The following is a 13,917-nucleotide window of genomic DNA, read 5'->3' as shown; positions in this document are numbered from 1 at the left end:
TCGGCCCGCCCGGGGGGGGCGCGGGGGGGCCCGGGGGGGGGGGGGGGGGGGGGGGGGGGCGGGGGGGGGGGGGGGGGGGGGCCCGCGCCCCCCCCCCCCCCCCCCCCACTTCGGGTGCCCTTCAGTGCTTCAGCCCGGCGCTCGCGTAGCCGGCCAGCGACAGCACCTTGGCCTTGGGCTTGTCCTCGTCGCGCTCCAGTTTCCGCGGGGCGAAGAACATCCGGCCCTTCTCCACGACGATGTCCGTCTGCTCCGGATCGCTCAGCTCGTAGGCCTCGTCCTCCGGGAGCTGGAAGAGGAGGTACGGCGTCTCCCGGTCCGTGCGGGGGTTCCAGCGGACCAGGGCCGCCGGAGCGAGGGAATCGGCGCCCGCCCGGTAGATCAGGAGGTCGTCCCCGCTCATCCGCACCGGAACGACCGCCTGGAACTCACGGCCGTCGAACTTGCCCTGCGTCCGGCCCGTCTTCAGGTCGAAGGCCACGATCCAGCCGGCCGGCTGGCCGATGGCGATGTTCTCCTTGCTCATGATGTAGGCCTGGGTCCGGCCCACGACCATGCCGTCGCAGGCGTCCACCACGCCGAAGAAGCGCGAGAAGGCGTACCGGGAACCGCACTTGGCGTCGTAGCCGTTCAGCGAGATGGTGGCGAGGTGCCGGCCCTGACCGTCGAGGGTGATGAGGTCGGTCACCATGGTGTCGCCGGCCGCGACGGCGAGCACGGGCGGGTCGGCGGAGGGCAGGAAGACGTCGTCGATCCCGGTGGCGACCTTGTACGTCCACAGGGTGCGGCCGGTGCGCGGATCGAGCTTCTGCACCTTGTACGTGGTGTCGGGCGCCTCTCCGCAGGCGGCCAGGGCGAGCAGCGCGCGGCCGCCCGCGAAGCCCTTGTCCTCGCACTGGGACGTGGTGGTGCTGTTCCAGAGCTGCTTGCCGCTCTTCATGTCGTACGCCACCGAGCCGCGTCCCCAGGCCACCGCGACGACGCCCTTGGTCAGGGTCAGGCCGGTGTTGGTGACGTAGGCGAAGTCGGCCGCGGGCATCTTCCGCTGCCACAGCTTCTTTCCGGTGTTCAGGTCGAGGAACACCACCTGGTCGCAGACGCCCTTGCCGCTCGCGGCCTCGCCCCTGGGCGGCTGGATCACGACCGCGGTACGGCCGTCGGCGGTCACGTCCCGGCTCGTGGCGCAGAGGTGGCCGCCCAGTTCGAGCTTCCACGCCGTCTCGTCGTCGTCCGAGGCGAGCTTGTAGCCCTCGACACGGTTGGCGACCCCGCGGGCGACGATCTTGTCGGTGGCCCAGGTGCCGGGTGCGTAGCGCGGGTCCTTGCCGAGGTTCTCCTCGTAGTGCTCGATGATCTCCCGGCCTTCGGGCGAGGAGGACGCCCTCTCGGCCGTCTCCCGCACCTCGTCCGGGCTCTGGGCGACGGCGGCCGCCCTGTCGCCGGCCGACGCGCTGTCGTCCCCCGCGGACGACAGGAGCCGGACGCCGACGCAGAGCGCGGCGATCAGGACGACGGCCAGGGCGCCGCCCAGGAGCCGGAGGCGGCGTCTTCTGCGGGCCTGGTCGGCCGCGACCGCGGACTGGGTGTAGACGGAGGGAGGTGGGCCGAAGCTCACGCGAAGGGTTCCCTTTCTGTCAGGAACGGGCGCACGGGTGCCGTCCCGGGGCTCCGGGGAGGTTCCGGGGCGTGGTGGGGGGGTGCAGGCGCGCTCGGCGATACGTGCGCGGGACGGGGCCCTACTATGCCGGTCGTCCCGTGCCGGTCGGCGAACGGGGCTGCCAATGGGGCGGGTTGATCGCTCAGGGCCTCAAGCCTCCTGTGCCCTCGGCCGGTTGAGTCCACTTCGGTCACGCCTCTTCACCTTGTGCCCCGCTTGTTCACTTTGTTCGCGCAAAGCTGTCCGATTTGTTCGTCGATACGGGCTGTGTACGGCAGTTGCGGGCAGGTTGTGACGGACTGGGCGACCGCTGTGAGGCGGACAGGCCTGCCGGGGTGAGCCCGGTGGTGATTAGGCTGGTACCGGGCGCGACGCCAGAACCCGTGGACCGGGTGTCGGCGTCCCGGGGGGAGCCGGTGGATCGGACGACCTCGAACGACCAAGGACGACGAGAAATGGTCGCCCCAGCACGGCATTGAGGGTGCTCGACCACACCAGGAGGAACTGTGAGCAGCGATCGGGACGGGAACCGCGGGGGCTGGGCCACGCCCGGCGACGACCAGCCCGACGCGGCGTCCGCCGTCGAGACGACCGGCGAGTTCACCATCGACTACGCGCCGCCTGCCTGGTACACGCAGAACGCGTCGGGTGGGCCGGGGTCCGGTTCGGGGTCCGGTTCGGGAGCGGGGGCCGATCAGCGTGCGGGGGGCGGGGCGTCCTCGTCGGGGGGCTCGGCCGCGCCCGGGTCCGCGGCCGGCGGTGCTGCCGGGCCTGGCGGTTCCGGTGCGCCGAGGCCGCCGAGCGGGCCGGTGCCGGGGCTGACGCCGCCGCCTCACGCGATCGCGCCGGGAGCGCCGTACACGCCCCCTCCCCCGCCCGCGCCGGGGGCGCCCTTCACACCGCCGGCTCCCGCGCCGGGGGCGCCGTACACGCCTCCGCCGCCCGCGCCCGGGGGCGCCTTCACGCCGCCGGCTCCGACGCCCGGCGCCCCGTACACGCCGCCCGCCGCGCCTCCCGCGCCGTCTGCCGGGGGGCCCGTCGCCGTGCCCAGGCTGCCCATGGGCAGCGGGTTCGAGCCCCAGTCCGGGCAGCCGGGGGCTTCCGGCGGAGCGTCCGCGACCGAGGGTGTGTCCCCGGCCGCGGTCCCCGGCATTCCGGTGAGCGGCTTCCAGTCGCAGTGGTCCGCCGCCCCGGCCGCCGAGGAGAAGGCCGAGGCACAGGCGGAGGAGAAGGCGGAGGAGCCCGGTCAGCGGCAGGAGGAGAGCGCGGAGTTCGGGTCCGGTGACCTCGAAAGCGGCGCCACCATGCGGTTCTCCTCCGTCGCCCTGAAGCGGGAGATCGCGGAGCGGGCGGCAGCGGCCGAGGGTTCGCCGGAGCCCGCCGACGAGGAGGGCGAGGCCGCCGAGACGAGCGGCGCCGGCGCCGGGGACGCGTCCGATCGTGACGATGTGACGGGCGACGCCGATGTGGCCCTCCTTCCGGGCGGTTCTGATTCCGAGTCCGGCTCCGGTTCCGATTCCGGGGCGGTCGGCTCGCACGTGTCCGCCGAAGAAGAGGCAGAGGCGGAAGAGGGCGAGACGGACGACGAGACCGCGGCGCGTGAAGCGTCCGCGGGTGAGGAGTCCGTCGACGAGGAGTCCGGCGAAGCCGAGGCTGTGGCCCGTGCAGAGGCCGAGGCCGATGCCGAGGCCGACGAGACCGTGACCGACGAGGCCGGGGCGGGGGACGGCTTCGCCGTGGATGCCGAGCCTGCCGACGCCGCGTCCGTCGAGGACCAGTCCGTGGACGGCGCGTCCGGGGACGCGGTCGCCGCGGCGGCCGAGGACCTCGCCGAGCCGCAGGACGCGGAGCCCGAGAACGCCGTTCCGTACGACGCCGTTCCGCAGGACGCGGAGCCCCGGGACGCGGAGCCCCGTGACGCCGAGGTCCACGACGCGGAGCCCCAGGACGCGGGGGGCCAGGGCGCGGAGCCGCAGGACGCTGTTCCGCCGATCGCTGCCGAGGCGCCCCAGGGCACGCCTGCCGCTTGGGGGCCGCCGCCGGTGCCGCAGGAGTCGGTGCCGCCGCTGCCGCCGTCGTACCAGCCCGCCGCGCCCGCACCGGCCGCCCACTGGCCCGCGCAGCCGCAGCCGGGGGACGCGCAGGACCAGCCTTCCGTACCCGGCCGGCAGCCGGCCTTCCCGCCTCAGGCGCCGATGCCCGCGCCCGCCGCCTGGAACACGCCGTCCGCGCCGGACGCCGCCCCGCGGGCGGGGTACGGCTTCCCCCACCCCGGCGCTCCGGCCGGGCAGCAGTCCCCGGTCCAGCCGCCCGCCCCGGCTGCCAACCCGCAGGCGGGGTACGGCTTTCCGCAGCCCGCGGCCCCCACCCCGGGCCCGACCGCACCGCCGGCCCAGCCCGCGCCCGCCACTGCGGCCCCTGCCGCGCCGGCCGCCGGCCACGCCGGTGGACCGTTCCAGGAGGCGGCAGCGGCAGGGCAGCCGCTCCCGGGACAGTCCGCTCCCGGCCGGCCGAACGGCTACGGTTTCCCGCCGCCCCCGGCCACTCAGAGCGCTCCGAGCATGCCCAACCCGCCTGCGCAGCAGGGCGGTTACGGCTTCCCGCAATCGCCCCCGGCCCACTCCACTCCGGACCAGCCCGCCACCCCGGGCACCCCGGGCGCGCCCATCCCGCCCTCCCAGCCCGGCGGCTACGGCTTCCCCCAGTCGCCCCCCGCCCAGCCCACGCCGGACCAGACCGCCACCCCGGGCACCGCAGGCACGCCCCACCCACCCGCACAGAACGCTGGTTACGGCTTCCCCCAGTCGCCCCCCGTCCAGCCCGCACCGGACCAGCTCTCCTCCCCCGGGGCCCCGGGATCCGCGGCCACCCCTGGCGCTCCGAGCGTGCCCAACCCGCCCGCGCAGCCCGGCGGTTACGGCTTCCCGCAAGCGCCCGGCGCGGGGAACGCACCCAGCGGGCCCACTCCTCCGGCTCCGCCCGGCGGTTATGGCTTCCCCCAGGCTCCTGGCGCGGAGAACGCGCACGCCCCCGGCGTGCCCACCCCGCCCGCCCAGCCCGGCGGCTACGGGTTCCCGCAGGCGCCGGGTCAGCCCGGCGGTGCGCCGTCTCAGCAGGCCGCACCGCAGCAGCCGGTGGACCCCCGTCTCGGGGCCGCCTGGCCGCAGCCCATGCAGCACGACCAGCGGCAGCCGACCAACCCCGGTGCCGCGCCGCTGGGTTACACCGCGGCCGTGGAGCTGTCCTCCGACCGGCTGCTCAACAACAAGAAGCAGAAGGCGCGCAGCGGGCGTCCGGCCGCCGCGGGGGGCCGGTTCAAGCTCGGCGGGAAGAAGGAGGAGGCCGAGCGGCAGCGGAAGCTGGAGCTGATCCGCACGCCGGTGCTCTCCTGCTACCGGATCGCGGTGATCAGCCTCAAGGGTGGTGTGGGCAAGACGACCACGACCACCGCGCTGGGCGCGACGCTCGCCACCGAGCGGCAGGACAAGATCCTCGCCATCGACGCCAACCCGGACGCCGGCACCCTCGGCCGCCGCGTGCGCCGGGAGACCGGGGCCACCATCCGTGACCTCGTCCAGGCGATCCCGTACGTCAACTCGTACATGGACATCCGCCGGTTCACCTCCCAGGCGCCCTCCGGCCTGGAGATCATCGCCAACGACGTCGACCCGGCCGTGTCCACCACGTTCAACGACGAGGACTACCGCCGCGCGATCGACGTCCTCGGCAAGCAGTACCCGATCATCCTCACCGACTCCGGCACGGGTCTGCTCTACAGCGCCATGCGCGGGGTGCTCGACCTGGCCGACCAGCTCATCATCATCTCCACCCCCTCCGTGGACGGGGCGAGCAGTGCGAGTACGACGCTGGACTGGCTGTCCGCCCACGGGTACGCCGACCTCGTCGCGCGCTCCCTCACCGTCATCTCGGGGGTGCGCGAGACCGGCAAGATGATCAAGGTCGACGACATCGTCTCCCACTTCGAGACGCGCTGCCGGGGCGTCGTCGTGGTGCCCTTCGACGAGCACCTGGCCGCCGGTGCCGAGGTCGACCTCGACATGATGCGGCCGAAGGTGCGGGAGGCGTACTTCAACCTCGCGGCGATGGTCGCCGAGGACTTCGTCCGGCACCAGCAGTCGCACGGGCTGTGGACCTCGGACGGCAACCCGCCGCCGGTGGCGGCCCCGCCCATGCCCGGTCAGCCCCTGCCCACGCAGCCGTACCCCGGTCAGCCGTACCCCGGTCAGGCACTGCCCGGCCAGCCCGCTCCAGGGCAGCCGCCCGTGCCCGGCCAGCCCGCTCCGGGGCAGCCGGCTCCGTACGCGCACCCGCAGCAGCCCGGCCGGCCCGTCCCGGGACAGCCGTACCCCGGTCAGCCGCAGGCCCAGCCCGCCGGTCAACCGCAGCCGCAGCCCTACTACGGCGCGTCCGCGCCGGAGCAGCCGTACCCGCAGCACCCCGGCCAGCCGCAGCACCCGCAGGGACAGCCGTACCCGCAGGGACAGCAACCCCCGCAGGGGTACACCGCGCCTCCGCCGCCGCCCCAGCAGTGAGTCCCGCGGTCCGTCCCGGGCCGCACCCGCTCCAGGCCCGCGCCGTTCCTCTCGGCGCGGGCCTTCGCGCGTTCGCATCCCTTACCGGCGGGAATCGGCCGCCACGCCCTCACCAGGAGGGCTTCAGTGGTCTCGACCAATGGGAGCGACACTACGGTCAACGCGTCGTTTCCGCAGGCCACATGGGGTTTGACGTACCGTTGACTCGCGCAGACTGCCGCTGATAGACACTCACTTCATTCCCGCCGGCGCCACCCGATCAAGCCCGTTCGAGCCCGCCCCGCGGAAGGCGCAAACCGTCTTCCGCGGGCGAAGACGCGAGGTCACCGAGCCATGAACACAGACGATCAGCACGGCAGAGGACGTACCGGCCGCCGCCCGGGGAGCAGTCGTCTCCTCGCCGCCGCGGGCGCCGCCGCCCTCCTCCTCTCGGCCGGCATCGCGGCCCCGGCGGCCTCGGCCACGCAGCAGCAGGCCGGGGCCGCCGCGGCGAGCGTCCGAGGAGAGCGGAGCGGGGGCGGGCAGAACGGGAGCGCGCAGGGCGACAAGGTGCTCACCGTCGCCGTGGCGCAGAGCGTCGACTCCCTCAGCCCATTCCTGGCGGTGCGGCTGCTCAGCACGAGCATCCACCGGCTGATGTACGAGTACCTGACCAACTACGACCCCAAGGACGGGCATGTCGTCCCGGGCCTGGCGACCGCGTGGAAGTCGTCACCGGACAAGCTGACCTGGACGTACACGATCCGCGGGAACTCCAGGTGGTCGGACGGCCGGCAGGCCACCGCCGAGGACGCCGCGTGGACGTTCGAGAAGATGATGACCGACGAGGGCGCGGGCACCGCCAACGGCAGCTTCGTCGCCAACTTCGATAAGGTCACCGCGCCCAGCCCCACCCAGCTGGTGATCCGGCTGAAGAAGCCGCAGGCCACGATGACGGCCCTGGACGTGCCGATCGTGCCCAAGCACGTGTGGGAGAAGGTCGGGGACTTCTCGAAGTTCAACAACGACAAGAGCTTCCCGATCGTGGGGAACGGGCCGTTCGTCCTCACCGCCTACAAGCCCGACAGCTATGTGCGGCTGAAGGCCAACAAGAGCTTCTGGCGCGGCGCGCCCAAGTTCGACCAACTGGTCTTCCGGTACTACAAGGACCAGGACGCGGCCGTCGCCGCGCTGCGCAAGGGCGAGGTCTCCTTCGTCGCGGGATCCCCGTCCCTGACGCCCGCCCAGGCGGCCTCGCTCAAGGGCGAGAAGAACATCCACGTCAACGACGCCCCCGGCCGCCGCTTCTACGCCCTCGCCACCAACCCGGGCGCGCGGGCGAAGAACGGCAAGAGGTTCGGTGACGGCGACCCGTCCCTGCTGGACCAGCGGGTACGGAACGCGCTGTTCATGGCGGTGGACCGCAGGACGGTCGTCGACAAGGTGTTCCAGGGCCACGCGGTCGAGGGCCAGGGCTACATCCCGCCGCGCTTCTCGTCGTACTTCTGGAAGCCCTCGGCGAGCCAGACGCTGGCCTACGACCCGGCCAGGGCGGCCCGACTCCTCGACGAGGCGGGCTACAAGAAGAACGCCGACGGCAAGCGCGTGGGCAAGGACGGCAAGCCGCTGAACTACCGCGTGCTGTGCCACGCCACCGACCCGAACGACAAGGCGGTCGGCAAGTACCTGCAGGAGTGGTGGGGCAAGCTCGGCATCGGCGTACGGCTCGACTGCCTGGACAACGTCACCGACCCCTGGCTGGCCGGCAAGTACGACCTCGCCTTCGACGGCTGGTCCGTCAACCCCGACCCCGACTTCGTGCTCTCCATCCACACCTGCGGGGCGCTCCCGGCCACGCCCAAGGACACCGGCGCCACCGACAACTTCATCTGCGACAAGACGTACGACGGGCTGTACGCCCGGCAGCTCGCCGAGTACGACCCGGCCAAACGGGCCGACCTGGTCAAGCAGATGGAGTCGCGGCTGTACGACCTCGGGTACATGAACGTCATGGCCTACCCGAACGCGGTCGAGGCCTACCGCACGGACCAGATCGAGTCCATCACCACCATGCCGTCGAAGGCGGGCAACATCTACGGCCAGGACGGCTACTGGGGCTGGTGGTCCGCCGTTCCGGCTAACGCCGGTGATTCCTCCGGCGGCTCCACCTCGACCGGCGTCATCATCGGGATCGTCGCGGGCGTCGTCGTGCTCGTCGGCCTCGCGGGTTTCCTCGCGATGCGCCGTCGCGCCACGGCCGAGGACCGTGAGTAGGAGGCCGGGAACGGGACCGCGGACGGGCCGGAGGACGAGTGAGGTCAGATGACCGCTGAAGCGACACCCGCGCTGGTCGAGCCCGGCGCCGCCGACCCGGGGAGAGCCGGGCCGGCGGCGGGCCGCGGACCACGGGCGGGCGCCCCTGCCGCCTATCTGCGGTACGTGGCGGGCAAGCTGGCCGGCGCGGCCGTCTCGCTGCTCGCCGTGCTGGTCACCAGCTTCTTCCTCTTCCGGCTGATCCCGGGCGACCCGGTGAAGTTCATGACCGGCGGCCGGCCGGTCTCGGCGGAGCAGATCGCCGTCTACCGGCGTGAGTTCGGCCTCGATCTGCCGATGTGGCGGCAGTTCACGGACTACTGCGGCAAGGCGCTGACCGGGGACCTGGGAACCTCCTACCAGTTCCGGGCCCCCGTCATCGACAAGATCACCGAGGCGCTGCCGAACACCCTGCTGCTCACCGGCACCGCCTTCGTCCTCTACACGGCGCTCGGGGTCGTCCTCGGCACCCGCTCGGCCTGGCGCAACGGCAGGCTCGGCGACCGCCTGAACACCGGTCTGGCACTGACCCTCTACTCCATCCCGTCGTTCTGGCTGGGACTGCTCCTCATCATCGTGCTGTCCGTGGGGGTGGGCCCGGTGCCGGGTCTGTTCCCGACCGGCGGCATGGAGTCCGGCGGCGAGGAGGGCTTCGCGTACGTGCTCGACGTCGCCCACCATCTCGTCCTGCCGGTGCTCACCCTGGTCGCGGTGGAGTACGGGCAGACGCTGCTGGTCACCCGGTCGGCGCTGCTGGACGAGATGGGCAGCGACTATCTGACCACCGCGCGCGCCAAGGGGCTGCGGGACGACCTGGTACGCCGCCGGCACGCGGTGCCGAACGCGCTGCTGCCGACCGTGACGCTGATCTTCGTCAACCTCGGCCGGACCGTCGCCGGGGTGATCCTGGTCGAGACCGTCTTCTCCTGGCCGGGGCTCGGCGGCCTGTTCTACCAGGCGCTCAGCGTGCCGGACCTGCCACTGGTGCAGGGGCTGTTCTTCGTGTTCGCCTCCGCGGTGATCGTGATGAACACCCTGGCCGACCTCCTGTATCCGCTGCTCGATCCCAGGGTGGGCCGATGACCGCCGAGACCGCCACGACCGCCCCGGGCCCGCGCGCCCTGGCCCGGCAGCGCCGCCTCGCCTCGGCCGCCCGCTTCTGGCGGGAGTACCGCACCCACCGCGCGGGCGTGTTCGGGCTCGCCGCGCTCGTGCTGTTCGCGCTGGTCGCGCTGACCGCGCCGTGGACGGTCGGATCGGACGTGCAGAGCGTGACGGACGCGCCCGGGCGGCCGCTGGAGAGTCCGAGTGCTCGGTTCCCGCTGGGCACCGACCAGTTCGGGCGCGGTCTGCTCGGCCTGGTGATCTGGGGCTCGCGGGTGTCTCTGCTGGTCGGGCTGCTCGCGGCGGTGCTGTCGGTGGCGATCGGGGCGCTCATCGGGATCACCGCCGGGCACTTCCGCGGCTGGTACGCGACCGTGATGATGCGGATCACCGACTGGTTCCTGGTGATGCCGACGCTGGTGCTCGCCATCGCGCTGGCGACCGTGCTGTCCCGTTCGCTCGGCACGATCGTGCTGGCGATCGGGGTGACCACCTGGCCGACGACCGCCCGGCTGGTGCGGGCGCAGACGCTGGCGGTGGAGTCACGGCCGTACATCGAGCGCGCGAAGGCGCTGGGCGGCGGGCACGGGCACATCATGGCCCGCCATGTGCTGCCCAACGTCATGCCGCTGGTGCTCGCCCAGACCACACTGATCATCTCCTCCGCGATCCTCGCCGAGGCCACGCTCGCGTTCCTCGGGCTCGGCGATCCGACGGTCGTCTCCTGGGGCGGGCTGCTGCAGGACGCCCGGGAGGCGGGCGCGGTCAGTTCGGGCGACTGGTGGTACCTGGTGCCGCCGGGCATCGCCATCGCGGTCGTCGCGCTGGCGTTCACCCTGTGCGGGCGCGCGGTCGAGTCCGTCCTCAACCCCAGGCTGGGGGTGTCCCGTTGAGTCTGCTCGACGTCAGGAACCTGGCGGTCACCTATCCGGGCGGGGCCGCCGCGGTGCGCGGGGTGGACCTGCGGCTCGCGGCGGGCGAGAAGCTCGGCATCGCGGGCGAGTCCGGGTGCGGCAAGTCCACGCTGGCGCTGGCCCTGCTGCGGCTGCTGCCGGCGGCCACCCGGGTCACCGGGGAGATCCTGCTCGACGGCGAGGACGTGCTGACGATGAAGTGGGGCCGGGTGCGCGCGGTGCGCTGGGCCGGGGCCTCCATCGTCTTCCAGGGCGCGATGCACTCCCTCAACCCCGTGCACCGCGTCGGCGACCAGATCGCCGAGCCGATCCTGCTGCACCGCGGGGCGAGCCCGGCGGACGCGAGGAGGAAGGCCGGTGCGCTGCTGGAGCAGGTGGGTCTGCCGGCGGCGCGCGCGAGCGCGTACCCGCACGAGCTGTCCGGCGGGCAGCGGCAGCGCGTGATGATCGCCATGGCGCTGGCCTGCGACCCGCGGCTGATCGTCGCCGACGAGCCCACCACCGCCCTCGACGTGATGATCCAGGCCCAGATCCTCCGTCTGATCGAACGGCTGGTCAGCGAGCAGGACCTGGGCCTGATCATGATCAGCCACGATCTGGCCGTGCTGGCGGACACCTGCGACCGGCTCGCGGTGATGTACGCGGGCCGGGTGGTCGAGGAGGGCCCGGCCCGGCAGGTGCACGAGGACGCCCGGCACCCCTACGGCAGGGCCCTGTCGGAGGCGTTCCCGCGGATCGGCGACCCGGTGTCGCGCTTCGCGCCCCGCGGACTGCCGGGCGACCCTCCGGACCCGTCCGCGGTGCCGTCCGGCTGCGCCTTCCATCCCCGCTGCCCCGCCGCCCTGGACCTCTGCGTCACCCAGGACCAGGTCCTGCGGGCGGCGGGAGCGGGACGCCGGGCGGCCTGCGTACACGTGGCGCCCGGCGACGGGGCGGCCGGCGACGGGGCGGCCGGCGTCGGGGCGGCCGGCGTCGGGGCGAGCGCGCGGGCGGTTTCGGCCGCCGGGCCGGTCGCGGGCGAGCCCGGCGCGGGTGCGGTCACGGGCAAAACCGGGGCGGATACGGGGGCGGAAGCGGGCGCGGGCGGGTCCGGGGCGGATACGGGGGCGGAAGCGGGCGCGGGCGGGTCCGGGGCGGATACGGGGGCGGAAGCGGGCGCGGGCCCCGGGGGCGGTGCGGGTGCGCGAGCGGCCGTGGGCGCGGAGGACGAGCCCGAAGCGGGCGCTGACGCCGAAGTGAGGAGCAGTACGCCATGACCACTCCACCGCTGCTGAGCGTCCAGGGCCTGCACATCGCCTTCCCGGGGCGGCACGGGGCGCCGCCCGCGCGCGCCGTGGACGGCGTGGACCTCGACATCCGGCCCGGCGAGATCGTGGCGCTGGTCGGCGAGTCGGGCTGCGGCAAGACCACGCTGGCGCGCTCGCTCCTCGGGCTGGTCCCGCCGACCGCGGGCCGCGTCACCTTCGACGGGGCGCCGCTCGCGCTCTCCGCCCGCGCCCTCAAGGCGTACCGCAAGCGGGTGCAGCTGGTGCTCCAGGACCCGAGCGGCTCGCTCAACCCGCGGCACACGGTGTACGACGCCGTGGCCGAGGGCCTGCGCATCCACGGGTACGGCGGTGACGAGCGGGCGGCGGTCGCCGAGGCGCTCTCCCGGGCCGGACTGCGGCCGCCCGAGCGCTTCTTCCTGCGCTACCCGCACGAGCTGTCCGGCGGGCAGCGGCAGCGGGTGGTCATCGCGGGCGCGCTGGTCCTCGAACCCGAACTCGTCGTCGCCGACGAGCCGGTGGCCTCGCTGGACGCCTCGGTGCGGGGTGAGATCCTCGCCCTGCTGCTGCGGCTGCGCGCCGAACTCGGCCTGTCCGCGCTGGTGGTGACCCACGACCTGGGGCTGGCCTGGAACATCGCCGACCGGGTGGCGGTGATGTACCTCGGCCGGATCGTGGAGACCGGCGAGGTGGAACAGGTCCTTACCGCGCCCCGGCACCCCTACACCCAGGCGCTCCTGTCGGTGCTGCCCGATGCCCCGGGCGATCCGGTCGTCCTCACCGGCGAGCCCCCGGACCCCTCCCGCATCCCCTCCGGCTGCCGCTTCCACGCGCGCTGCCAGGTCCTGGCGAGCGGGGAGGCCGCCCGCGCGGGGGTCGCGGACGCGTGCCGCGGCCAGGACCCGGACGTCCTGACCGGCTCCGGCGAGGCGCAGGTGGCCTGCCACTGGGCCCGGGCGCGGACACCGGCGCCCCTGCCGCAGGCTCGCTGAGCAGGGGCTGCGCGCTCCGGAACAGGGGCTGAGGGCTTACCGGAACAGAGGCCGCCGGACGGGTGCTAGGCCCGCTGCTCGTCCGTGGCGATGATCTCGCGGCACTTCTTGACGTCCTCGGCCATGGTGTCGAGGAGGGCGTCGAGGGACTCGAAGCGGGCCTGGCCGCGGACGTAGGCGAGGAAGTCGACGGCGACGTGCAGGCCGTAGAGGTCGAGGCCGACGCGGTCGATGGCGTAGGCCTCCACCGTGCGCTCGGTGCCGTCGAACTGCGGGTTCGTGCCCACGGAGATCGCGGCGGGCATCGCCTCGCCCTGGGCGTGCAGATAACCGGCGTACACCCCGTCGGCGGGGATCGCGGTGTGCGGGAGCGTCTCCACGTTGGCCGTGGGGAAGCCCAGCTCGCGGCCGCGCTGGGCGCCGCGCACGACCACGCCCTCCACCCGGTGCGGGCGCCCCAGGATCTCGCGGGCGCCCCGCACGTCGCCCTCGGCGACCAGGCGCCGGGTCAGGGTCGAGGAGAAGGGCTCGCCGCCGCCCGCCTCACCGGTGACGTACAGGTCGACGACCTCGACCTCGAAGTCGTAGATCCCGCCCTGCTCGACGAGGTACTCCACGTTCCCGGCCGCCTTGTGGCCGAAGCGGAAGTTCGGGCCCTCGACGACCGCCTTGGCGTGCAGCTTGTCGACCAGCACCTTCACCACGAAGTCGGCCGGGGACAGCTTCGAGAACTCGGTGGTGAACGGCAGGATGAGCACCGCGTCCACACCCAGCTCGGCCATGAGTTCGGCGCGCCGGTGGTGCGGGGCCAGCAGCGGCGGGTGGCTGCCGGGGCGGACCACCTCGCTGGGGTGCGGGTCGAAGGTGACGACCACACACGGGATGCCGAGCTCGCGGGCCCGTTCCACGGCGTGCCGGATGATCAGCTGGTGCCCGCGGTGGACTCCGTCGTAGGAGCCGATGGTGACGACGCTGCGCCCCCAGTCCTGGGGGATGTCCTCCAAGCCACGCCAGCGCTGCACTGTGACCGCTCCTCGTCGAACCCGTGTCCGTCTTGCCTAGGTTGCCTTGTCCGCAGGTCTAAGGGTGCCATGTCCCGCGTCCCCGGCCCGCATCGGCATGGTGGCTGTGACGGGGCGC

At 73.7% G+C, this 13,917-nt stretch carries 8 protein-coding genes and 1 pseudogene; 7 read left to right on the top strand and 2 right to left on the bottom strand.

Translation table 11 applies throughout. From position 1 onward, the window contains the following. Positions 1–121: 121 nt before the first annotated feature. A complete protein-coding gene (locus tag ACIPM1_RS31280; RefSeq protein ID WP_402440374.1) occupies positions 122–1,615 on the bottom strand; it encodes a PQQ-binding-like beta-propeller repeat protein in 1,494 nt (497 codons plus the stop codon). A 548-nt stretch (positions 1,616–2,163) separates the two neighbouring features. On the opposite strand from ACIPM1_RS31280, the pseudogene ACIPM1_RS31275 reads away from it, so the two are divergent. From ACIPM1_RS31275 to ACIPM1_RS31245, 7 genes and pseudogenes are all read left to right on the top strand, one after another. After that, positions 2,164–2,244: pseudogene (locus tag ACIPM1_RS31275) on the top strand (hypothetical protein); the annotation flags it as partial. Between the two features lie 456 nt (positions 2,245–2,700). Further along, on the top strand, positions 2,701–6,210 hold the full coding sequence (locus ACIPM1_RS31270) for an AAA family ATPase (protein ID WP_402440388.1): 3,510 nt from the start codon (positions 2,701–2,703) through the stop codon (positions 6,208–6,210). 333 nt (positions 6,211–6,543) lie between these two features. After that, entirely contained in the window at positions 6,544–8,463 is a 1,920-nt protein-coding gene (locus ACIPM1_RS31265) for an ABC transporter substrate-binding protein (RefSeq protein ID WP_402440372.1), read from the top strand. 48 nt (positions 8,464–8,511) lie between these two features. Continuing rightward, the gene (locus ACIPM1_RS31260) at positions 8,512–9,585 is read left to right on the top strand and encodes an ABC transporter permease (protein ID WP_402440370.1); all 1,074 of its coding nucleotides are present in this window, start codon (positions 8,512–8,514) and stop codon (positions 9,583–9,585) included. Continuing rightward, positions 9,582–10,499, top strand: coding sequence for an ABC transporter permease (locus ACIPM1_RS31255; protein WP_402440368.1), 918 nt, complete (start codon positions 9,582–9,584; stop codon positions 10,497–10,499). The genes ACIPM1_RS31260 and ACIPM1_RS31255 overlap by 4 nt, the downstream gene beginning before the upstream one ends. Next, positions 10,496–11,776, top strand: a complete 1,281-nt coding sequence (locus ACIPM1_RS31250) for an ABC transporter ATP-binding protein (protein ID WP_402440366.1) — start codon at positions 10,496–10,498, stop codon at positions 11,774–11,776. Before ACIPM1_RS31255 ends, ACIPM1_RS31250 begins: the two co-directional genes overlap by 4 nt. After that, complete coding sequence (locus ACIPM1_RS31245; protein ID WP_402440364.1) at positions 11,773–12,777, top strand: ABC transporter ATP-binding protein; 1,005 nt, start codon at positions 11,773–11,775, stop codon at positions 12,775–12,777. Before ACIPM1_RS31250 ends, ACIPM1_RS31245 begins: the two co-directional genes overlap by 4 nt. Positions 12,778–12,842: 65 nt before the next feature. Here the strand turns inward: ACIPM1_RS31245 and ACIPM1_RS31240 are convergent, their stop codons facing one another. After that, on the bottom strand, positions 12,843–13,799 hold the full coding sequence (locus ACIPM1_RS31240) for a bifunctional riboflavin kinase/FAD synthetase (RefSeq protein WP_402440362.1): 957 nt from the start codon (positions 13,797–13,799) through the stop codon (positions 12,843–12,845). Between the last annotated feature and the right edge of the window lie 118 nt (positions 13,800–13,917).

The sequence above is a fragment of the Streptomyces sp. NPDC086766 genome (assembly GCF_044746005.1).
GTDB lineage: Bacteria > Actinomycetota > Actinomycetes > Streptomycetales > Streptomycetaceae > Streptomyces.
This window is presented reverse-complemented; position numbering and strand designations above follow the sequence as displayed.

Excerpts from the sequence above, each read along its gene's own strand:
- ACIPM1_RS31265 (WP_402440372.1), top strand. The coding sequence starts at position 6,544 with ATGAACACAGACGATCAGCACGGCAGAGGACGTACCGGCCGCCGCCCG.
- ACIPM1_RS31260 (WP_402440370.1), top strand. The coding sequence starts at position 8,512 with ATGACCGCTGAAGCGACACCCGCGCTGGTCGAGCCCGGCGCCGCCGAC.
- ACIPM1_RS31255 (WP_402440368.1), top strand. The coding sequence starts at position 9,582 with ATGACCGCCGAGACCGCCACGACCGCCCCGGGCCCGCGCGCCCTGGCC.
- ACIPM1_RS31245 (WP_402440364.1), top strand. The coding sequence starts at position 11,773 with ATGACCACTCCACCGCTGCTGAGCGTCCAGGGCCTGCACATCGCCTTC.